Source organism: uncultured Stenotrophomonas sp., from assembly GCF_963519925.1.
GTDB lineage: Bacteria > Pseudomonadota > Gammaproteobacteria > Xanthomonadales > Xanthomonadaceae > Stenotrophomonas > Stenotrophomonas maltophilia_AE.
Genome location: NZ_CAUQPH010000002.1, coordinates 73124 through 93901 on the forward strand (window position 1 = coordinate 73124; position 20778 = coordinate 93901).

Below are 20778 nucleotides of genomic sequence, written 5' to 3' on the forward strand. Positions count from 1 at the left end.
ACCAACAGTGGGCACCTGCCACATGCTTCTCAGTTTTCGATGTCGTCCACCTCCGGATGCTGGATGCCGAGCTTGGCGATCAGCTGCGAATACTCGTCGTTGTTGGGCGACTGCGCATCCGCTTCGCCGCGCACCGGCGGGTTGCTGTGGGTGAGCTGCTTGCCGTTGGCGTCGTACAGGTAGAACCATTCGCAGAACGCGCAGCCGTACGGCAGCTCGCCGTACTGCACCACGAAGTACGAAGCGCCCTGTGCGTCTTCCACGCACGCCAGGCCAACAGCGGTGTAGCCGCTCATTTCCGCCGGGGCATCGAGGGTGCGGCGCTGGCCGTCCTTTTCGATTTCCAGGCGGGTAAGGGTGGCTTCGCCGTCCTTGGCCGGCAACGCGGTCAGGTGCAGCCGTGCACCTGGGCATTCCTTGTGCATTCCTTTCTCTTCCTGCTGTGTGGGTGAAGGGGTCTGGGCCGCGGCGGCCGCAGGCATGGCCCCCGCCTCCGGGGCGGCAGTGGAAACCGCCTGCCCGCTGGGTGCACTGCACGCGGCCAACAACAGCGCGAACACGGGTGCGACGTAGCGGCGGGCCATCAGATCGACTCGTCCGTCATGCGGACCAGCTGCCAGCACGGACGCTGGGCGAAGTAGTACGCCTGCTGGTCGCTGGTGTCCTTGGTCCGGATAAGCACTTTCATGCTGCCATCGTCCTGACGGGTCACCTGCATCTCACGGCCCACGTCTTTCAGGCCGGAGGGGTTGGGCATCACCGGCCAGGTCACCTCGCTCAGCGGGACCTTCTCGCTGACCAGGGTGGGCTCATCGCCGCGGGTGTCGTAGCGCTCACGGACCAGCGGGTCGGCGACGGACGTTTCCTGCAGGGCGATCTCGCGGCCGAACCGCGGCAGGAAGGCCTCGAAGTCTGCCTGCGGACAGGCTGCGGCGGCATCGGCTGCCGTGACGGCCGCAGCCGCTGCAGGGGCGCCGGTTGCGGCGGCAGGCGAGGTTGCGGCAGGGGCGGCGGCATCGGCCGGCGCGATCGCGGCGGTCTCGGGCTTGCATGCGGCCAGTAGAATGCCCAGCGACAGGGCGAGCAGCGTCATGGAACGATGATGGGACAACGGATCCTCCTGATTCGTGTCAGGGCGCGAACTGGACTGCGCCGGGGCGCGTAGCATAACGGCGCGCCAACCCCATGGCGTTCACATACCCATTACATACTGCGCGCGCCCCGCCATACGTGACGTAATTCACACTTTTTCCAGTGAAATCCATCACAACTGTGTGGATGTCGTTCATTCTCCCGCTTAGCGATGTCAGCCTTTTGACACGCATTTCTGATCGGAGGTCACCGGCGCGATGCGCATCAACGTTCTCCAGCTTCCCGTTTCGGATGTCGTCGCCGTCGCCGCGTGGTTTGCCGATGTCATGCAGTTGCCCGTTGAAGGCGATGCCGTGCAGATCGGCTGGACCACGCTGAAACTTCGTGCCGCAGGTGATGACCCGGTTGGCGGCGTGCACATGGCCTTCAACGTGCCGGCCAACCGCTTCGAGGCCGCAACCGCTTGGCTTCTGGCGCGCTCGCCGCTGCAGCGCAATCCCGCAGGCCAGGCGCATTTCACCTTCGGGGATCGCTGGGAATCGGAGTCGATCTATTACGACGGTCCGGACGGCCTGATCCTGGAACTCATCGGGCGGCGGCGGCTGCCGGCGTCCGCGCGTAGCGGTGCGTTCCACGGCAGCGAACTGACCTGCGTGAGCGAAGTAGGCCTGCCCACCGTCGATGTCGGCGTGCTGACCGCACGTGCCGAGGCCGCGCTCGGCGTGCAGCCCCTCACGCCCCCGACCCCGCACTTCGCCGCACTGGGTGACGATGAGGGGTTGTTGATCGTCGTGGATGCAACACGCCACTGGTTCCCGGAACAGAAGGTGCTGCCCAACGCGCGAGGCATTGACGTAACGCTGGGCGGTGTCGCGGCGGGCGCGCTCAAGGATCCCGACCAGGGCTGGAGCGTGTCGGCGGTCGCTGGCTGAACAGGCAATGCCGCCCTGTTCATCGGTGCGGTCAGTACATTTGCTGGGCCGCGACGGGTAGAAGGACCGTTGCGCAGCCTGCGGGCTCGCGGGACAGTAGGACAGCCCCTTCCAGGTTGCCCGCCGTGGAACTGCTGACCTCCGCCCCTGTCCCCGACCCCACCCGGGCGGATCCTGCCCTGGCGCCGCTGCTGGAGATCGACGCCCGCCTGGCCAGGCTTGGCGGCAGGATCCGCGTGCTCTCCGCCCTGGCCTGGCCGATCGATACCGAGAAGCGCTTCCTCGACCGCTGGCGGGCCGGTAAACCGGAGCTCCCTGCCCCGCCCACCCAGCCGCAGGACCACGCCGACACGATTGCCGCGCTGGACGACATCCTGCAGCAGCTGGACCGCGGCCACCCGGTGGGCGACTGGCTGTACCGCACCGCGTGGAGCTACCGTGTCGCCGCGCGAATGCTGGCCAGCATCGGTACGCCACGCTTTACCGAATGCTCAACGCTCCTCTACGGCCACCCCAGCACCCACTACCGCTCACAGACCAGCACCACGGCACAGTCGGCCGCACAGATGCTGTCCATCACCGACCAGCTGCTGGGTTCGCAGTACGTTCCCCGCATCGCCTACGACATTCCTGCACCCGACTTCTCGGTGATGCTGCGCGCGCGCATCGAACCTTTCTTCACCGACGACCCGGTGAGCGTGGTGCTGGACACTGAACTGGCCTCCAAGGCCGCCGCCGGCAGCAAGGTGATCCGCCTGCGCGCCGACGCGCTGTTCTCGCAGCTGGACCTGGACCAGCTGGTGGAACACGAAGCCTTCATCCATGCCGGCACCCTGCTCAACGGCAAGCACCAGCCCTGGCTGCGCTGCCTGGGCAGCGGCGCGCCGCGTACCACGCGGACCCAGGAAGGGCTGGCCACGTTCGCGGAAATCATCACCGGCGCGATGGACATCAACCGCCTGCGCCGTCTTGCGCTGCGCGTGGTGCGGCTGCAGGAGGCACTGGAGGGTGCGGACTTCATCGACATTTTCAAGGCGTTCCTGGCCGCCGGCCAGAGCGAAGAAGACAGCTATCGCAGCGCGGCCCGCATCTTCCGCGGCGGCGACGTGCGCGGGCGGATCTGCTTCACCAAGGACGGCGCGTACCTGGAAGGGCTGTTGCTGGTGACCGCCTTCATCAAGCGCGCCCTGCACGAGAACCGCGCCGAAACCCTGCGCCTGGTGTTCTGCGGGCGCGTGGACCTGGGCGACCTGGTCACGCTCGCGCCCTACCGTGCCTCCGGCCTGATCGCACCGCCGCGCTATGTACCGCCGTGGGCCCAACACCCGGAGCGGGTGCTGGCAACCTTGGCGTTCACGACCGCCACGCAGGCGATGCGGGTTGATACCTTCGACCTTGACCGGTTCTCGGCGGCGGAAGATGAGTTGATGCGCTCGGCGGAGAGTGCATGAAGAAGGCCCCGCCGAGGCGGGGCCTTTATTGTCCGTCGCTACAGCCAGCCGTCACTCTTCTTCGTCCTTCCAGCCCTGCTGCTGGTTCTGGTTGCGTTGCTGCTGTTCCTGCTGCTGTTGCTGCTGCTGGTCGCGGCCACGCCCCTCCTGCTGACCACGCTGGTCCTGTTGGGAACTCTGATTGCGCTGCTGGGCCATCTCGGATCTCCGGAAGCCGCGGGCGGGATGCCGCGGTCGAGGCCATCCTGTGCAGGGCCGGGTTAAATCCATGTGGCGATTTGCATACGAATCCGTCAAGACTTCACTGCAGTGACACGACAGCCTTGTTTTTCAGGGTTTTCGCGCGCGCTTCCATGCTTATTCCTGGATGGAATCGGCTCATGTCCACCTCCGAAGATGGCGCAGTCATCAGCATGAACATGGGTCGATGCGCGGCAACTGTGACCGCCATTCTGCGCAGTCTCAAAAACGTGATTGGTTCGCTCTACTCCTATAGAGAGACGACGGCGCCAGCCCTATGGCATTACGTTAATTACGTTGCAGTTTTCCGGCCTGGATCTGCATCATTCCGAATGCTGTAGAGGCGTACGTTGACGACCCATCGGGCGCCGCGCATGTTCGGCGCCATGAACATTTCACACGCCACCGCACGGCTGGGCGACATCGCCAGCATCCGCCAGGGCCACCCGTTCCGTGGTGCCATCGTTGCATGCGCGGACGGCCCGGTACGGGTCATCCAGTTGAAGAACGTGACCGCAGCCGGCGTGCAGGATGCGGACGATCTGCTGCGCACACGCTTGAGTCATCGCAAGACACCGGACTGGGTCAAGGACGGCGACGTGCTGCTTGCCGCGCGCGGCAGCCATCCCGCAGCAGCGCTGTTGTGCTCGCCTCCCGAAGGCACGGTGTGCAGCCCGCACCTGTACGTGATCCGGCTGAAGGATCCCGCCACCGTGATGCCTGCATTCCTGGCGTGGCAGTTGAACCAGCCGGGTGCGCAGGACTACCTGCGGGGGCAGTCAGCCGGCTCACGGCAGCAGAGTGTGCGGAAGGCCTCGGTGCTGGACCTGCCAATACAGGTTCCGCCCCTTGTTCATCAGCATCGAATCGTGACGATCGCTCGCACGGCAATGATCGAGCGAAGCCGCTGTGAGCTCCTCATGAGTGCTCGGCACGAGGAGGTTTCCCGTCACACGGAACGCCTTCTCTACAAGGATTCGGTGTGAGGAAGTCTTGGCTCACGGGAACATCGGCACCGAGGCATGACTATCGTCGCTTGGCAGGGGCAGGCGCGCGCCTTTTTTTCAGCCGAGCTTCCAGCTCCGTGACGACCTCCGGGAGAGATGTCCCGCAGATCACGGCGAGATCACGCAATTCGACTAGATCCAGCCGGCGGCTACCGCGCTCGACATCGCTGAGCTTTGGCTGGGTGATGCCAAGCTTTTCCGAAACTTCGGTCTGGGTAAGGCCGGCATTCAGACGTAGCTCACGTACCAGTTCAACAAGCACCGTGTACTCGGGCCGATAGATGGTCTTTGGCATGGCCGCACATATAGAAAGGGCGACCTTGAAAGCTATATCCGATCTTCCTATATCGGAAAATGGTATAGACTGGCGCGATCCGAGCGAGGAGTAGGCCTGTGTCTGGATCTTTGAAGTCGAATGGAGCGCCGTATAAGCGCAGGAGAAGGGGCTAATGCGCTTACCGCTCTCCGACACCCCAGCGACCCTTGCCGCCCTGATCCACGCCCGCGATGCGCTCGGCGACGTCATGCGTCCGGATGCGGATACGCACCTGACCCTGTCGCTGTTGCTGCTGAAGCTGGCCAGCGATGCGCACCAGGCCCGAACGCCCTCCTCGGCGCAGCGGCCATTCGACCGGATGCACTCGCTTCCGTTCTGCGTTCCCGCCCAGGCCCGGTTCGAAACACTGTTCCGACAGCGCCATGCGCCGGGCAACGCGCTGCGGGTGATGACCGCCTTGCGGGTGTTCACCCTGGCCAATCCACGCAAGCTGGGTGGCATCTTCCCGGCGCTGCACCTGGGCGATGCCCTGCCGGCCGACGAGATTGAACGCGACCATGTGCTGCTGCACCTGCTTGAACGCCTGGCCCTGCCTGCGCTGGACTTTCGCGCGGTGTCCCCACGTGGGAATGCCTGTATCAGCGATGCCGTGGAAGGATTGCTGGAGCGCCCTGTGGCGGGCCGTGGCTGCGCCGAACCGGCACCGGTTCCAACCGCATTGGCGTGGCTGATGGCGGCGCTCACCACGCCCACCGCCCAGGAGGCCGTATACGACCCCGCCTGCCGGCACGGCGCGCTGCTGTTGGCTGCGTCGCGCTGGATGCGGGGCACGGACGACGCAACGATCGCAGATGCGGACCTGCGTCATCCGCTGTACGGCCAGGAAGCGGACCCACGATTGTGCGCGCTCGCGCGCCTGCGCCTGCTCCTGCACGGCAGCGACAGCCCGCACCTGCGCGCGCGCGATGCGCTGGAAGATCCACTGCTTGAAGACGGCCGACTGCAACGCTTCCATGTGGCATTGGCCTGCCCACCGCTGCATCTGAAATGGAGCCCCACCCACGCCAGCGCTGACCCGCACGTGCGCTTCCTGCACGGTGTGGCGCCCCGGCAATGGGCCCATGCCGCGCTGATCCAGCACATGCTGGCCACGCTGGACCCGCACTGCGGACGCATGGCCATCGTGGTGCCGCACGGTGTGTTGTTCCGCGACGGCGAGGAGGCGCGCATCCGCCAAGCCTGGCTCGATGCGAACCTGGTGGAGGCGGTGATCGGGCTGCCGGACCGTCTGTTCGCCGGCGCGGCCGTGGCCACCGCCTTGCTGCTGCTGCGAAGGGGGCGCACCGGGCAGGACGTGCTGTTCATCGACGCGCGTACCCTTGCTGCACCGGGCCAGCGCGGTCCCCGCCTGGGCATGCAGGCAGCGAGAACGCTGCACACGCTGTGCGCGGAACGCGCCAGTGCGCCTGGCATGGCACATCTGGCAGGTCCGGACGAGATCACGACGAACCACGGCAACCTGAGTATTGCGCGTTACGTGCGTCCGGCGCCGGCACGTCCCGCCACCGACCTGGCAACGTTGCGGTCGCGGCGCGCCGTGCTGGAAGCGTCGTTCGCGGCCGTCCAGCGGGAACTCAACGCTGAGCTGGAAGCACTGGAACGCGACTTCGCGGATCTTGCCTGAAACGACGCGTGATCGCGTATCGATTGGCTCTCACTATCCTAATTTGAAGAAGGATTGAGAACGCGTTCTGTCGCGTGCGCTTCCAACGCATGATTCGGAATGATGCACACAGTGCGCGATGGCACGGATCGAACACACTGGCGTCATGAACATCATCTGCCCAAGTTACCGGTCTGCACGGCCACGCATCCTCCCGTTGCCCGAAGGGCGTTCCGCATGAGCGCGGTGGCCGGCAGGTACGGCGTACGCCACTCCGTACTGGGTTGGTTGCGTCGCCTCGGCTGGAACCATCTGGAGCCATGGGAGCTGGACCCGCTGCGCGGACTGCCGGAGAGCACGTTGCTGGAGAATCGGTTGCTGCCGTGGCTGCGGCGATTCCGCTTCGACTGGAACGGCGAACCGCTTCCGCTGTCGCCACACTGCTTCAACGACATCATTGCGGCGGTCGATACCTGCTGCCACAACATGGACTGGGAAGCCTCCAGCGGCACCGTGCATCGACTGCTCATGGACGGCGTGCCCGTCCAGCAGCGGCTGCCCGACGGCGGCAGTACCACGGTGCATGTGCCGTTGATCGACTGGGCGCATGTGCACCGCAATCACTGGGACGTGGCCGATGCGTGCCCGTACCCGGACGCGCTCGAGCCGGACATCCGTGAGCTGGTCGGCTACGTCAATGGCATTCCGTTGGTGGTACTGGCCTGCGTGGAGCGCGATCGGGAAAAGCGCTGGGGCGGCGTCGCGGCGGGCATCGCGCACCTGGGGCGCGGCAACGCGCCCATCCTGGCCCATCAGCCAGCCCTGCATGCGCAGGTGCTGCTGTGCCTGGACCGGCGGGGCGGCTGCTACGCCAGCGTCGGTACCCCGGCGCATGGCTGGGTGCGCTGGCGCGAGCACGGCTGGAACCGCGAAGCCCAGGCCGAGCTGCGCGACCGGCCTGTCCCCTTTTCCGCGGTTGCACTGGACCCGCCGTGGGCGGCGCATGCCGAGCTGCTGCACGGGGTGCTGGGTCCGGCACGCTTCCTGCAGCTGCTGCGGGGTTTCCTGCACACCGGCGCGCATGGACGGCGCTACGTGGCACGACCGGCACAGTTCTTCGCGGTGCAGCACGCGTTGCAGGCGTTGCGCATGCGCGACGCCGCCGGCAGGCGCTGCGGCGGCCAGCTATGTCTGGCCGCCGGGAGCGGCCTGCAGCGCACGCGGCACTGGCTGCTGAACGCGCTGCGGGCCGACCCGGCCTTCGACGGTCTGCGCGTGCTGCTGCCGGTCACCCGGCCCTCGCCCGTCACGCAGGAGTGCAGGCGCAGGCCCGGGCCACGCGCCGTCGACCAGCTCACGGAATTCTTCGCCGGCTATGCGGGTTCGACACAGGAGGTACCGCTGCGGGTGCTGCGGGGATGGGGTCGCAAGGCCGCGATACCCGCCCCGCACGAACCGGCAGCGGGCGACATCCTGCTGCTGGTGGACGCCGACTTCTGGGAAAGCCCGCCAGCGCTGCTGCGCCGCCTGCGCCGCTGCCTGCCGCAATCGACCTGGATCACCCTTTGCGCGCAACCGGTGCTGTTGCCGGCAACCAGCCTGGACGCGGGCGCGCTGCTTTACCAGTATCCCCCCGAGCATGCCGTGGCCGACGGCGTGGTGGTACCCGCGTGGCGCGATGGTGCCCCGATCTTCCCGGAACCGGTGCGCGGCACCGCGACACGCAGCGAAGGGGCGGGCAGCGACCCGCGACACGCCCGAGTCGCCACCGCCATCAGCCAGCACTTCCACGGCCTGATCCGGCTTGCCGAACGCGGGCTGCGCGGCACCCTGCTGGTGGATACCCCGCAGGAGGCGCAGGACTACCAGCGCGCGCTCGGCGGCGGCCTGCACACCCAGGTGTCGGGTTACGACAACCACGGCCTGCCGACGGACCAGGCCTGCGCGCGCATTCCACCGCAGGTCGAACTGGTGATCGCGCATGGCCCGCTTCCCGCCGTGCAGGACGCGCAGCTGGGCCTCTTGTATGTCGACCGGCCGTTGTCGGCACCGGAACGCCTGCGCGCGGTGGGGCTGGTAAATGCACCGCATCCGGACAAGCGCGCGGCGCTGGTGGTGGATTTCCACGCCAGTGGCATGACCGAAGCGCCGGGGCAGGAGTGGCTGCCCGGGTCCGTGCAGGTGCAGCGCGACGCGCTGCCGACCGATCATCAACGGCTGCAGGGACTGTTGCCGGGTGACGCAGAGAGCGACTTCCATGCCTGCCGCGAGCACCTTGCACCGTATTGGACACTGGGTGCGCATGGCGAGGACATCGACCTGCACCGGCGCCGGCGCGACCTGCTGCACCGTCGGGTCACCGCGTTTGGACAGCGATTGCAGATCGCGATCGCCTCGGAAGCCGCGCTCACCGGTGACCAAGCGGCCGTGTGCGCCCGTTACCGCGGCATCCTGCACCGCTATTCGGTACTGCGCGATGCGGTAAGCCAGACGGCGCTGGAAGAAGACTGCTTCAATCCGGAAGACCTGCGGGTGCGGCATTGGGCGCGCGAGCGTGCGCCTGCGGTGCACGAAGAAGCGCTGGACTACCCGCTTCTGCTGGCGGCCGAGCCGGAACGCTCCGCGACCGAACAGCAGTGCCACCAGGTGTACACGCGGCTGCGGCACTACCTTGACGCTACCGGCGACGCGCCACACCTGGTCGAGCAGAGCCGCCACGCACTGAGCCAGATCCTGCTGATGCCTGCCGGCACGCTGCGCCTGCAGGCACTGCAGGCCTTCGAAGCGACGCTCCAGGTTTCGTTGCAGGGCGGCAGCGGTGGCCATCCACCGTCGCGCGGCCTGGCGTTGCTGGACAGCCTGTTCGGCGCAACGTCCCACCCCACGCAGCACATCTCCATGGGTGCGCTGATCGACGTGGTGGTGGCCGAGGCGCATGCAGGCCCGCGCCTCCAGTTCCACCACCACCTGCGCGAGCGGCTGGAACCGCTGCTGCGCCGCGACCTGGAGGAGCCGCAGGTACAGGCCGTGCTGCACGCGGTCCTGTCGCGCGCACACGACTGGCCACCGGGGTGAACCCGGGACCGCCTGCGCTTACGGCATCACCGGCGGCACATAGGTCAGGGTCATGCCCAGCAGCCACAGCAGGCCAAGTACCAGCGGGATATGCACCAGCAGCTGGATGAAGGTGAACCCGACAATGTCGCGCGCCTTCAGGCCCAGTACGCCCAGCAGCGGCAGCATCCAGAACGGGTTGATCAGGTTGGGCAGCGCCTCGGCGGCGTTGTAGACCTGCACGGCCCAGCCGAGGTGTGCCTTGAGTTCATTGGCGGCCTGCATCACGTACGGCGCTTCGATGATCCACTTGCCGCCGCCGGACGGCACGAAGAAGCCCAGCACCGCCGAGTAGACGCCCATCACCAGCGCAAAGGTGTCGGTGGTGGCGATGTGCACGAATACCGTGGACAGGCGATGGGCCAGGGTTTCGCCACCCTCGCCCACCGCGTGGGTGAGGATCATGGCGATGCCGCCATACAGCGGGAACTGGATCAGCACGCCCGTGGTGCTGGGCACGGCCTTCGCCACCGCGTTGAGGAAACTACGCGGGCGCCAGTGCAGCTGCAGGCCCAGCGAGATGAACAGGAAGTTGTAGGTATTGAGGTTGGCGATGGCGGTCACCACCGGCTTGCTGGCGAATTCGCTGAACAACCAGCCGAACGCCAGCAGCGAGAGCAGCACGGTGAGCAGCGGGCTGTATTCCAGCCATTCGCCGGCACGCGTGCGCGGCGGCAACGGTTCCGGCTCGGCCTGGGCGGCGCCGGCGAAATCGCGGGCGGTGCGCGCGGTGGCCGGGCCCGGGGCGGTCAGCCAGGCGATCAGCAGCGAGACCAGGATGAGCGCGGCGGTCAGCGCGATGGACTGCCACAGGAAAATGGTTTCGGTGAAGGGCAGCACGCCGGTGATGTCCACCAAGCCGGGCGGCATGCTGGCCGGGTTGGCCTGCAGCTGCGCGGCCGAGGAGCTCAGCCCCATCGCCCACACTGCGCCCAGGCCGAGGTACGCCGAGGCACCGGCAGCGCGGTAATCCATGTGCAGCCCCTCGCGCCGGGCCAGTGCCCGTACCAGCAGGCCGCCGAATACCAGCGAAAAGCCCCAGCTGAGCAGCGAGGCCAGCATGCTCACCAGGCCTACGTACACCACCGCGCCGCGGCCGGTGCGTGGGACCCGGGCAAGCAGTTCGATGAAGCGCGCGACCACCGGCGCCGTAGCCACCGCGTAGCCGCCGATGACCACGAAGGCCATCTGCATGGTGAACGGGATCAGGCTCCAGAAGCCGTCGCCAAAGGCCCGGGCGGTGGCCTGCGGGGTGGCGCCGAAGCCCATCGCCGCCAGCGCAACGATCACCACGCCGAGCACCGCGAACACGTAGGCATCGGGGAACCACTTCTCGGCCCAGGCGGCCGAGCGCAGCGCCGCGCGCGCCATCCAGCCGTCCTGTGCCGGCGCTGATGTGTTGGTGGCCATGCCTTACCCTCCCAGGTTCAGTGACCTGATTTTCGCGGCGGAGGTGGCCATTGTCAGTAACCCATTGGTCGGGTCACGAGCAACGGTCGTGACCTACCGGCACGAGACGTCCAGCGCGGACGCTGGCACCTGTCTCGATGCGGTAGCGCCCGACCGTTGGTCGGGCGGCCCGTCGGCTCAGCCCAGCGCCAACGCCGCAGCAATGCCCGCAAACAGCGCAGCGCCCACCCAGTTGTTGTGCAGGAACGCCTTGAAGCACGGGTCACGCTCGCGCTTGCGGGCGATCCAGAACTCATACGCGATCAGCCCGGCCGCCACGGCCACGCCCAGCCAGTAATAGAGGCCCAGCTCGCCGCGCACCCCGACCAGGGCCATTGTGGCCAGGAACAGGGCGTACAGGATCCCCTGGATGACCAGGTCCAGGTCACCGAACAGGATGGCCGTGGAATGCGAGCCCATCTTCAGGTCGTCGTCGCGGTCGACCATGGCGTACCAGGTGTCATACGCGGTCGACCACAGGATGTTGGCGCCATACAGCAGCCAGCCGATCACCGGCACTTCGCCCTGGATGGCGGCGAACGCCATCGGAATGCCCCAGCCGAACGCCATGCCCAGATACACCTGCGGCAGATGGGTGTAGCGTTTCAGGTAGGGATAGCTGGCCGCCAGGAAGATGCCGATGAAGCTCATGCCGATGGTCAGTGCGTTCAGGGTCAGCACCAGCGCGAACGCGACCAGCATCAGGCCGGCGAACAGCAGCAGTGCCTCGCGCCCGGACACGCGCCCGCTGGCGAGCGGGCGGTCCTTGGTGCGCTTGACGTGCGGGTCCAGCCAGCGGTCGGCGTAATCGTTGATCACGCAGCCGGCCGAACGCGTCAGCCAGACCCCGGCGGTGAACACGAACAGGATCCACAGCGGTGGCAGCCCACCGGCGGCCAGCCACAGCGCCCACCAGGTGGGCCACAGCAGCAGCAGGGTGCCGATCGGGCGATCGGCGCGCATCAGTTTCCAGTACTGCCCCCACCGCGACGGCGGGGCGCTGGCGGGGGTGTCGAATCGTTCGTAAGCCATGCGCAAAGGATACCGCCAAGGCCCCTGCCCCGCGCTGGAAGCGCTGTTTCGTCAAAGGGGGCAGACCTGCGCCGCGTTTACGGATAGAATGCCCGTCCCGCACCGCCTCATGGCGCTGCGATGCCCGCCCCGGCCCGCCGGTGGCGCGGCGGTCCTACAACGCGCCCGTAGCTCAGCCGGATAGAGTAGTGGCTTCCGAAGCCATTGGTCGGGGGTTCGAATCCCTCCGGGCGCGCCATCTTCCCGTGTTCGCCATGGATGCCGCAGCCACGCAGGGCGTGGCTCTACCGCGCGTGCAGTCCCATGACGTAGAGCCACGCCCTGCGTGGCTGCGCAGTGCCGGGTAACGTGCAGCGCCATCACGTAGAGCCACGCCCTGCGTGGCTGCGCGGTGCCGGGTAACCTGCAGCCGGGCAGAGCCCGGCTCTACGGGGCGTCAGTACGTGCCGTCGAACGCGAAGATCGGTTTGCGCTGCTTCCACAGGCCGGCCGTGAAGTCCGGGAACTCCAGGGTCTGGAAGCTGTTGGCGATGGACTGCTCCGACAGCGGGGTGATCGCGCTCCAGGTGATCGCGTCGTAAATGTCGATCGGCATCGGAGCCCTGGCCTTCAGCGATTCGACGAAGGCATGGATCACGAACCAGTCCATGCCGCCATGCCCGGCGCTGGCGGCGGTGTCGGCGTGCTGCTTCCACAGCGGGTGTTCGTACTGGTCCTGGTAGGCCTGGAATGGTTCCCACTTGTGCGGCGGGCTGCGGCCTTCGATGTGGATCGACTGGTTCACGTCCATCCACAACCCCTTGGTGCCCTGCACGCGGAAGCCCATCGAGTACGGGCGCGGCAGCGAGGTGTCGTGCTGTAGCAGGATGGTTTCGCCGTTTTCGCAGGCCAGGGTGGTGGTGACGATGTCGCCGAGCTTGAAGTTCACCTTGGTGCTCGGGTGGGTGGTGCCGCCGCTCTTGGCCACGGTGTATTCGTGCAGCCCACGCGCCTTGCTGGCGAACGCGTTGATGTGGGTGAAGCGGTTGCCGCGGTTGATGCCGGTGTACATGGCGCACGGACCGATGCCGTGGCTGGGGTACAGCTCGCCGTTGCGATCCACCGAATGCTGGGTGCGCCAGCGTGCTTCGGACCAGGCCTGGGGGCCGAACTCCACGCCACTGTCATACGGTTGCGAGGGATCGCCGGAGTTGAACTTCACCCCGCGCAGGTCGTGCTGGTAGCCGGCCTGCAGGTGCACCAGTTCGCCGAACACGCCCTTGCGCACCATCTGCAGCGCGGCCATCACGTCGCGGCGGTAGCAGACATTTTCCAGCAGCATGTACGGCGTGCCGGTGGACAGTTGGGTCTTGAGCACGTCCCAGTGGTCCTGCAGGGTGATGCCGGCGACCACTTCACAGCCCACCGCGATCTTGGCCTGCATGGCGGCGATCGCCATCGGCGCGTGGTACTCCCACGGCGTGGCGATGATCACGCCATCGAGGCCGCGCTGCTCGAGCAGCCGCTTCCACGCGTTGCGGTCGCCGTCCTGGCCATAGGCGGTGGGTGCCTTTTTGCCGGCCTTGGCCACCATGTCCATGCCGCGCTTGAGCATGATCGGCTCGATGTCGCACAACGCGACCACCTCGACGTCGTCGCGGCGCACCAGCTCCTTGAGCAGCACCTGGCCGCGCATGCCGGTGCCGATCAGGCCCAGGCGCAGCGTGCGCCCGCGTGCCCAGGCCGGGTTGTCCGGCAGCAGACTGGTGGCGGCCAGGGCCGCACCGGCGGCAATGAATTCCCTACGCTTCATGGAACGTTACTCCCTTTGGAAGCGCGCCGACCGGAGCCGGCGCGATGGAACAATCAGAACTTGTAGCCGACCTGCAGACTGTAGCTGCGGCCGAAGATGCTGGCATAGTCACTGGAGTCACCCAGGAAACTGTTCGGGTCGTAGAACGGCAGGCGGTTGAACAGGTTCTTGACGGTAAAGCCCAGGCTCCAGTGGTCGTCGGGGCGCCAGCCCACGCTCAGGTTGGCGGTCCACCACGAGGGCACGCCATCGCACTGCGCCGGGTTGACCGGCAGGTAGCCGGCGGTACAGGTTCCCGGGTTGTTGTCTTCCGCGTCGATCCGGTCCCACGCCCACTTAGTGGTGCCGACGTAGTTGATGAAGAAGCTGGTGGTGACCTGCTTGTAGTTCCAGTCCGCATTGAAGGTGGCCCGCAGGCGCGGGTTGCCGTAGTAGCCGATGGTGTTGCCGTAGTACCAGCGCAGCTCATCGTCGGTATAGGTTTCCTTGCGCCGCGCGATGGTTGCCGCTACGCCCACGTTCAAGGCGCCCCACGCACCCATCGGGAAGCGGCCCCGTGCATCGATGTCGAAGCCGTCCACCAGCGTGCGGCCCTGGTTCTTGTACTGGCCCACCACGCTGGACACATTGCCAACGCTGTAGCCGGGCAGCGTGGTCGGACAGCTCACGCCACTGGCCGGGTCGGCGCACATGGCGGCGAGCGCAGCCTGGTTGGCGCGGTCCGCGTCGGTGATTGGCGAGCGCGTCATCGACTGGATGTCCTCTTCCTTGCTGTAGTCCGGTGCGGCGATCTCGTTGCGGCGGTAGATGAACCAGTAGTCGGCCGAGATGGACATCCAGCTGGCCGGCTCGTAGACGAAGCCCAGGGTGGATATCTTTGCCTTCTCTGGCTTCAGGTCCGGGTTGGGCTGGGTCATGCGCGCCACGGTGCGGCTGCAATCGCTGTTGAGCAGGGAGTTGCCCAGGTCCACGTCGCCGGCACGGCTGGACTGGCGCAGCAGGTTGGCGATGGCGTTGGTCTCGTCGCAGCGGACCTCATCGCGGTAGCCGCCCAGCTGGGCGAACACGCCACCCGTGCCGGCCTCGGCAAGGCTGGGTGCGCGGAAGCCTTCGGAGTACGTTCCGCGCAGCAGCAGCTGCGGCAGCACCTGGTACTTCAGGCCGATCTTCGGGGCCAGATTGGCGCTGAAGTTGGGGTACTTGTCCACGCGCAGCGCGGCGTCCAGTTCCAGTTTGTCAGTCAGCGGTGCCACCGCTTCGGCGAACAGCGCGTAGGTGTTGCGCTTTCCATCGAACCACGAGCCACCCTGCTGGGTGATCAGGCCGTTGGCGGCGTCCGGGTTGCCCGGGGTGTAGAAGGTTTCGCGGGTGGCGTTGAAACCGAACGCCGCACGCACGTCACCGGCGGGCATGCTGAACAGCGGACCTTCGACCTTGCCATCCAACGTGTGCAGGCGGGTCCAGGACTGGATATCGAAGGTCGGGAAGGCTTCGCGGATGAGCGCCGCGTTCGCTTCGCTAAGCTCACCGAACTTGTACGCCGGATGGTCGGAGATGATCACCCGCCCGGTGCCCGGGTCGATGGTGTACGGCCCGAAGGCGCGCTCGAAGCCCTCCAGGTTCACGTTGGTCGTCTGGTAGGTCACCGAATGGGTGCCGGCGGTGGCAAAGGCGGTCTCCCAGTTCCAGTCCTCGCCCAGGCTGCCGCGCATACCGGCCACCACGCGGTAACTCTGGTCGGTGTTGCGCTGGCCGAAGTGGTTGGCGCCCACGTCCTGCAACAGGTACTGCAGGCCCACCACGCCGCCCATCAGCGCTTTCAGCTCCGGGCTGGCCAGGTTGTACTCGTTGTTGGGACCCAGGTAGGGGTACAGGAACTGATTGACGTTGGTGCCGGTATTGCGCGAGAACCAGCTGGTGGGGTTGCCGGTGGTGGTGCCATAAGCACGGGGCGTGCCGCCGTTGGCGGTCAGGTCGATGTCGGTGTAAGTGGCTTCGGCGAAGGCCTCGGTGCTGTCGCCGATCAGGAAGTGCGCATTGACATAGGCCGTATTGCGTTCGGTCTTGGCGCCCGCGTCGATCTCGTTGTTCATCCAGGTCTGCCAGATGCAGCGCGGCCCGGCAGCCTCGGTGGTGAGGATGTTCTCGCACCCCGGTGCGGCTTCCTGCACGCGCGCGCCGGTGACCGGATCGAATGCGAAGTAACTGCCCGGGTTGAACACGCCCGGCTTACTGCCGGTGCCCAGGCGCAGGTTGGGAATGTAGTTCGGGTTGTTGACGTAGTACTGGCTGGGGCGCTTGTCGTAGAAGTCACTGAGCGGAATCGCGTCGCGGCGGTACAGGTTGACCGAGGCGTAGACGTTGTAGCGGTCTTCGTCCAGGTCACCGAAGCCGGCGGTGATGCTGCCCTGCTGCTCCCCATAGGAGTCGATGCGCGAAGAGCGGTCGGCGGTGATGTTGACCTCCGCGCCCTGGTAGTTCTGCTTGGTGATCACGTTGATCACACCGGCCACCGCGTCGGTGCCGTACACCGCCGAAGCGCCGTCGGTCAGCACTTCCATGCGCTCGATCGCAGCGGCGGGAATGGCGTCGATGTTGACGAACTGGGTCTGGAAGCCGGCCGGCGCACCGTAGTACGACAGCCGCCGCCCATTTAGCAGCACCAGCGTGCCCTGCGCGCCGAGTCCGCGCAGGTTGGCCTGCGAGGCGCCGTCGGAGCCGGTGAACAGCGAACGCGAATCCTGCTGGCCTGGCCGCGCGGCCGGCAGGTTGTCGAGCACCTGCAGCAGCGTGCGCGCCCCCATGTTCTCGATTTCCTGCTTTGTGATCACCTGCACCGGCGAGGACGTCTCCACGTCGCTGCGACGGATGTTGGAGCCGGTGACCTGCACGCGCGCCAGTTCGGTGGCGTTGGTGTCGACCTTGGCCGGGTCGGTGCTGTCGTTGTCCTGGGCGAGTGCCGGACCGCTTATGGCCAGGGCAAGGCCCAGCGCGACGCATAAGGGGTGGGCGGGGATGCGGCGATGGCGATGGCGTTCGGTCAACATCTTGGGCTCCTTGTGCAATCCGCAGCGTGGGGCTGCCTGAGGGTGGGTTTTGATGGGCAACAGTCACCCGCACCGCCGCCGGCAGGCCGCAGTCGGGTCACGATGGGGACGTCGAAAAACGATGAAGCGCTGGGTTACGGCGACACGACGCTGGCGGTATCGCCCTCCTGTCCGATCAATGCGGCGTTGGCCCAGTTGCCACACACCTGCGCCGGCTGCGCGCCCTGCGCGCCCAGGGTGCGCAGACTGAGCGAGCGCAGGCCACGGATATCCAGTTCGGGTTTGACCACGCCAGGCGCCTGCACCCGCCCGCTGTCGTACAGCAGGCGGCCGTCGCCCCAGACCTGGAACTGCATGCCGCCGGCGCTGCGGCAGGCATCGTCGATCCCCAGGTCGGCGCGCAGCAGGCGCCACTGGCCGTGCAGCTGCAGGTCGAGACGACTGTTCGGGCCCACGCCGAGGCCACGGCGGAACAGCAGGCCGTTCATGCGCATCGGTTGGCCACCCTGGAAGGCAAGGTCGGCGCGCACCTGTGCGCTCGCGGCGGCTGGCAGGTCAAGTTCGGAGAGGTAGCGCTGCTGCGCCGGGCGCTCGGCCACCGGGTGTTCCAGGATCTGGAACGTGGAGAGGGTGATCGGCCCCACATCGCGTGGCTGCAGTGCGTCCACGGCACGGGCGACGCTGCCCTGCGCGGCGGTGACCATCGGGTCGCTGCCGGCGGCGCCGTCACCTTCCGGGGTCTGCACGCTGAGCACGCGGAAGCGCAGCAGGCGGCCGGCGTGTGCGGGGAAGTCGATCTGCTGCTTGTCCTGCTTGAGCGCCAGACGCCCCCGCTTGATCGGCTCGCCCCACTCGCCGTTGCTGTCGGCCAGGTAGATCTCGTAGTCGCGGACCTGGCCGCTCTTCCAATGCTGGTCGTTGCGTGGTGCCAGCACGATGCCGTCGACCAGGCGGCGTTCGCCGAAGCCGATCACCCATTCGTGCGCGCCGGTGCGCACCGCCTGGTTGCGCACGGTGCGGAACCAGGTGGCCGGATCGTCATCGAAGGCCTTCTCCAGTTCGTAGCCGCGCTCTTCGGCCGGGCGGTTGACCACCAGCAGGCTGTCGGCGGGCAGCGCGCGGCCCAGTACCGGGGCGGCGGGGTAGGCGTCGTCGGCGGGCGCCGGTGCCTGCGGAATGTCCAGCCGGAAGGCCAGCGGCTGGCGGATGTCCACGGGGGCGGTGCGCACATGCACGGTGCCGCGGCGCTCGCCGGCGTCGAAGTACCAGCCTTCGGTTGCGCCCTTCCATGCAGCCGAATCTGCCAGCATCGGCAGGGTCCGGTTGTCCAGGGTCACCGCGGTCGGGCGCTGGCGGCTCAGCACGCGCAGTGCATATCGGCGTTGCGCCAGCTGGCCCCGGTATTGCCCGCGTACGCCGTCGATGCCCACCTGGACCGGGCCACTGCCCTGCGCGGGCGCCTGCATGCGCACCTGCTGCTGGCTGGACTCGCCCTGCTCGTAACGGCGCGTGTTGCCGTCGTCCTCGTACAGCGTGTACTGCGAACTGCCCTGCGGGTACAGGTCGAAGGTGACTTCGTCGAGCGGCTTCTCACCGTCGTACAGCATCGCCGGGTACATCGGCACGATCGCGCCGGCACGCACGAACAGCGGAATCGTCGCCAGTTCCACCGGACGATCGAGCGTACGACCCTCCGCGCCCACCTGCAGCGCGCGGCCATCCCAGTAGTCGATCCAGCGGCCCTGCGGCAGGTGGACGTCGCGGCGCCAGCCACGGCTGGCCGCCTGGCTGCGGTATACCGGCGCCACCAGCAGGTCGCGGCCCAGCAGGAACTGGTACTTCCAGGTCTCGTCCCAGGCGTGGGGGTCCTGCGGGTAGTCCCACATCAGCGCGCGCAGGATCGGTGCGCCGGTCGTGGCGGCCTCGTGCGCCAACCCGTACATGTACGGGGTCAGGCGCATCTTCAGCTTGAGGTAGTCGCGGTTGATGCTGCGGTACGGCTCGTCGAACCACCACGGGTGCTTGCGCGCACTGCCCGACCAACCGGACATGCCCATCAGCACCGGGGTGAAGCTCTTCCACTGCAGGTCACGGGTGAAGGTTTCGGCGCTGCCGCCGAAGATCGCATCAACGTCACCACTGGCGTAGGCCATGCCGGAAAGACCGGAGCCGACCAGGGTGGGAATGTGCCAGCGGATGTAATCCCAGCTGCTGCTCTGGTCGCCCGTCCAGGCCACCGCGTACCGCTGGATCCCGGCCCAGCCCATCACCGTCCACAGGAACGGGCGCGAATCGGAGTTGTGCAGGATGCCGTTGAACGCCGACTGGTTGGCGTCCATCGCGAACTGGTAGCCCTTGCCGGTCCACGCCACGTCCAGCTTCTGCACGCGGCTGCCGGCGGTGCCGACTTCCCAGGCAATCTTGTCCACGCCGTTTTCGGTCCACAGCCCGGTCCTGAAACCGTAGCCGGCCAGACCCTTCACCGTTTCCGGCAGCGCCTTGTAGCCGCAGCCGTAACCGTCGTTGGGCAGGATCCAGCCGCCGGGCATGTCGTGTTCGCGGTACTGTTTTGCCACGCTGTCGACCACGTCCGGGGTGGTGCCGGTGGGACCGTCGCTCCAGCCTTCGGGCACGCTGCCCGGCTTTTTGATGTTGTCCCCGTCGTTGTAGCAGTCCGCGTCGCCGTACGAGAAGGCCCAGCGCGGCAGCAGCGCGGCGCGCCCGGTGAGCGCCGTATAGCGGTCCAGCAACGCGGGCAGGCCCGCGCCGACGAAGTAGTACGCGTCGAAGCGGTCTTCGCGGTGCAGCAGCGTGGCCTGGTCGGGCTGGCGCAGGTCGTAGCTGCCATCGCTCCAGGTGTTGCGCAGCATGCCCCAGCCACGCGAGCTGAGCAGCATGGGCGCCGGGTTGGGGCGGTCGCCTTCTTCCCAGCCACCGGAATAGGACACTTCCAGCTCGCGGCCCTTGAAGGCGAAACGGCCGTTCTGCTGGCCGCCACCGACGAACTGTTCGTCGGCGGTGCTGCTGAGTACCTGCACGCTCTGCGCGGTATCCAGGTCCAGTGGCTGCAGTTCGTGCCACAACGGCACGTCCTTGCCAGCCTCGCGCCGGTCCAGGGCCAGGCGCAGCGGTTGCCGGTGGATGCGCAGCACCAGCGCGTCGGTGCGGATGCGCACTTCGCCGGCGTCTTCTTCCAGGGTGAACGGCACCGCGACAGCGGGCTGTTCCAACACGATGGGCGCAGCCTTGTCGCCGGCTGGCAGCAGTCTGCCGTTGCGTCCGGCCTGCACCCGCAGCAGATCGTTGCGCAGCAGGTCCACGCGCAGGGTGGCACCCGTGCTGCTGGTCAGCGTCCACGCGGTGCCATCGGCAGTGGGCAGTGCCTGCAATGCCTGCAGGTCGCCGACCGGCGCAGCGACGGCAGGCGAACACGCCAGCGCGATGGCGATCAAAACGATGGTCACTGTGGTGCGACGACAACGGGTTGCCACTTTGCCCCCAAAGCCCGCAGTCGGCGGGTGTCCGAAACCAGTGCGGCCGACTATGGGGCAGCGATTCGAAACTTGTCAATGAATTGCAAAGAAAAAAGCTTAGGAATTTCATAGAAACGAAAGATTGTGCGCGGCACCACTTTCTATATGGTGACTGAATGCGGAGAATTTTCCTTTTAGGAGCTGGGAGA

14 protein-coding genes and 1 tRNA gene are annotated in these 20778 nt (G+C 67.0%); 6 read left to right on the forward strand and 9 right to left on the reverse strand.

From position 1 onward, the window contains the following. Positions 1-29: 29 nt before the first annotated feature. Positions 30-584, reverse strand: a complete 555-nt coding sequence (locus RWO33_RS01110) for a hypothetical protein (protein WP_314101143.1) — start codon at positions 582-584, stop codon at positions 30-32. Then, positions 584-1093, reverse strand: coding sequence for a hypothetical protein (locus tag RWO33_RS01115; RefSeq protein ID WP_314101146.1), 510 nt, complete (start codon positions 1091-1093; stop codon positions 584-586). The genes RWO33_RS01110 and RWO33_RS01115 overlap by 1 nt, the downstream gene beginning before the upstream one ends. Positions 1094-1349: 256 nt before the next feature. Between RWO33_RS01115 and RWO33_RS01120 the strand changes: the two genes are divergently transcribed. After that, positions 1350-2024: a VOC family protein gene (locus RWO33_RS01120; protein WP_314101148.1), complete on the forward strand. Its 675-nt coding sequence runs from the start codon at positions 1350-1352 to the stop codon at positions 2022-2024. Positions 2025-2149: 125 nt separating this feature from the next. Further along, on the forward strand, positions 2150-3475 hold the full coding sequence (locus RWO33_RS01125) for a flavohemoglobin expression-modulating QEGLA motif protein (protein ID WP_314101150.1): 1326 nt from the start codon (positions 2150-2152) through the stop codon (positions 3473-3475). 51 nt (positions 3476-3526) lie between these two features. Here RWO33_RS01125 and RWO33_RS01130 read toward each other — a convergent pair whose 3' ends face one another. Beyond that, positions 3527-3673 carry a hypothetical protein gene (locus tag RWO33_RS01130; RefSeq protein ID WP_186308866.1) on the reverse strand — a complete coding sequence of 49 codons (147 nt, stop codon included), beginning with the start codon at positions 3671-3673 and terminating at the stop codon, positions 3527-3529. A 428-nt stretch (positions 3674-4101) separates the two neighbouring features. On the opposite strand from RWO33_RS01130, the gene RWO33_RS01135 reads away from it, so the two are divergent. Then, positions 4102-4701 (forward strand): restriction endonuclease subunit S, encoded by a 600-nt coding sequence (locus RWO33_RS01135; RefSeq protein ID WP_314101155.1) that lies wholly within the window; start codon positions 4102-4104, stop codon positions 4699-4701. 40 nt (positions 4702-4741) lie between these two features. Here RWO33_RS01135 and RWO33_RS01140 read toward each other — a convergent pair whose 3' ends face one another. Next, positions 4742-5017, reverse strand: a complete 276-nt coding sequence (locus tag RWO33_RS01140; protein WP_145478842.1) for a helix-turn-helix transcriptional regulator — start codon at positions 5015-5017, stop codon at positions 4742-4744. Between the two features lie 154 nt (positions 5018-5171). Here RWO33_RS01140 and RWO33_RS01145 point away from each other — a divergent pair, with 154 nt between their 5' ends. Continuing rightward, complete coding sequence (locus RWO33_RS01145; protein WP_314101158.1) at positions 5172-6683, forward strand: N-6 DNA methylase; 1512 nt, start codon at positions 5172-5174, stop codon at positions 6681-6683. A 216-nt stretch (positions 6684-6899) separates the two neighbouring features. Continuing rightward, the gene (locus RWO33_RS01150) at positions 6900-9737 is read left to right on the forward strand and encodes a type I restriction endonuclease (protein WP_314101161.1); all 2838 of its coding nucleotides are present in this window, start codon (positions 6900-6902) and stop codon (positions 9735-9737) included. An 18-nt stretch (positions 9738-9755) separates the two neighbouring features. Here RWO33_RS01150 and RWO33_RS01155 read toward each other — a convergent pair whose 3' ends face one another. Both RWO33_RS01155 and ubiA read right to left on the reverse strand, forming a co-directional pair. Beyond that, positions 9756-11147: a TIGR00366 family protein gene (locus tag RWO33_RS01155; protein WP_314101216.1), complete on the reverse strand. Its 1392-nt coding sequence runs from the start codon at positions 11145-11147 to the stop codon at positions 9756-9758. A gap of 216 nt (positions 11148-11363) precedes the next feature. Continuing rightward, the gene (gene ubiA, locus RWO33_RS01160; protein WP_145478837.1) at positions 11364-12257 is read right to left on the reverse strand and encodes a 4-hydroxybenzoate octaprenyltransferase; all 894 of its coding nucleotides are present in this window, start codon (positions 12255-12257) and stop codon (positions 11364-11366) included. Between the two features lie 161 nt (positions 12258-12418). On the opposite strand from ubiA, the gene RWO33_RS01165 reads away from it, so the two are divergent. After that, positions 12419-12495 (forward strand) — tRNA-Arg (locus tag RWO33_RS01165). A gap of 198 nt (positions 12496-12693) precedes the next feature. Here the strand turns inward: RWO33_RS01165 and RWO33_RS01170 are convergent. The 3 genes from RWO33_RS01170 to RWO33_RS01180 all read right to left on the reverse strand — a co-directional run bounded on the left by RWO33_RS01170 (position 12694) and on the right by RWO33_RS01180 (position 20587). Next, a complete protein-coding gene (locus RWO33_RS01170; RefSeq protein WP_314101165.1) occupies positions 12694-14049 on the reverse strand; it encodes a Gfo/Idh/MocA family oxidoreductase in 1356 nt (451 codons plus the stop codon). Positions 14050-14102: 53 nt separating this feature from the next. Continuing rightward, positions 14103-17096 (reverse strand): TonB-dependent receptor, encoded by a 2994-nt coding sequence (locus RWO33_RS01175; protein ID WP_314101167.1) that lies wholly within the window; start codon positions 17094-17096, stop codon positions 14103-14105. A 134-nt stretch (positions 17097-17230) separates the two neighbouring features. Continuing rightward, a complete protein-coding gene (locus tag RWO33_RS01180) occupies positions 17231-20587 on the reverse strand; it encodes a TIM-barrel domain-containing protein (RefSeq protein ID WP_314101170.1) in 3357 nt (1118 codons plus the stop codon). Positions 20588-20778: the final 191 nt, after the last annotated feature.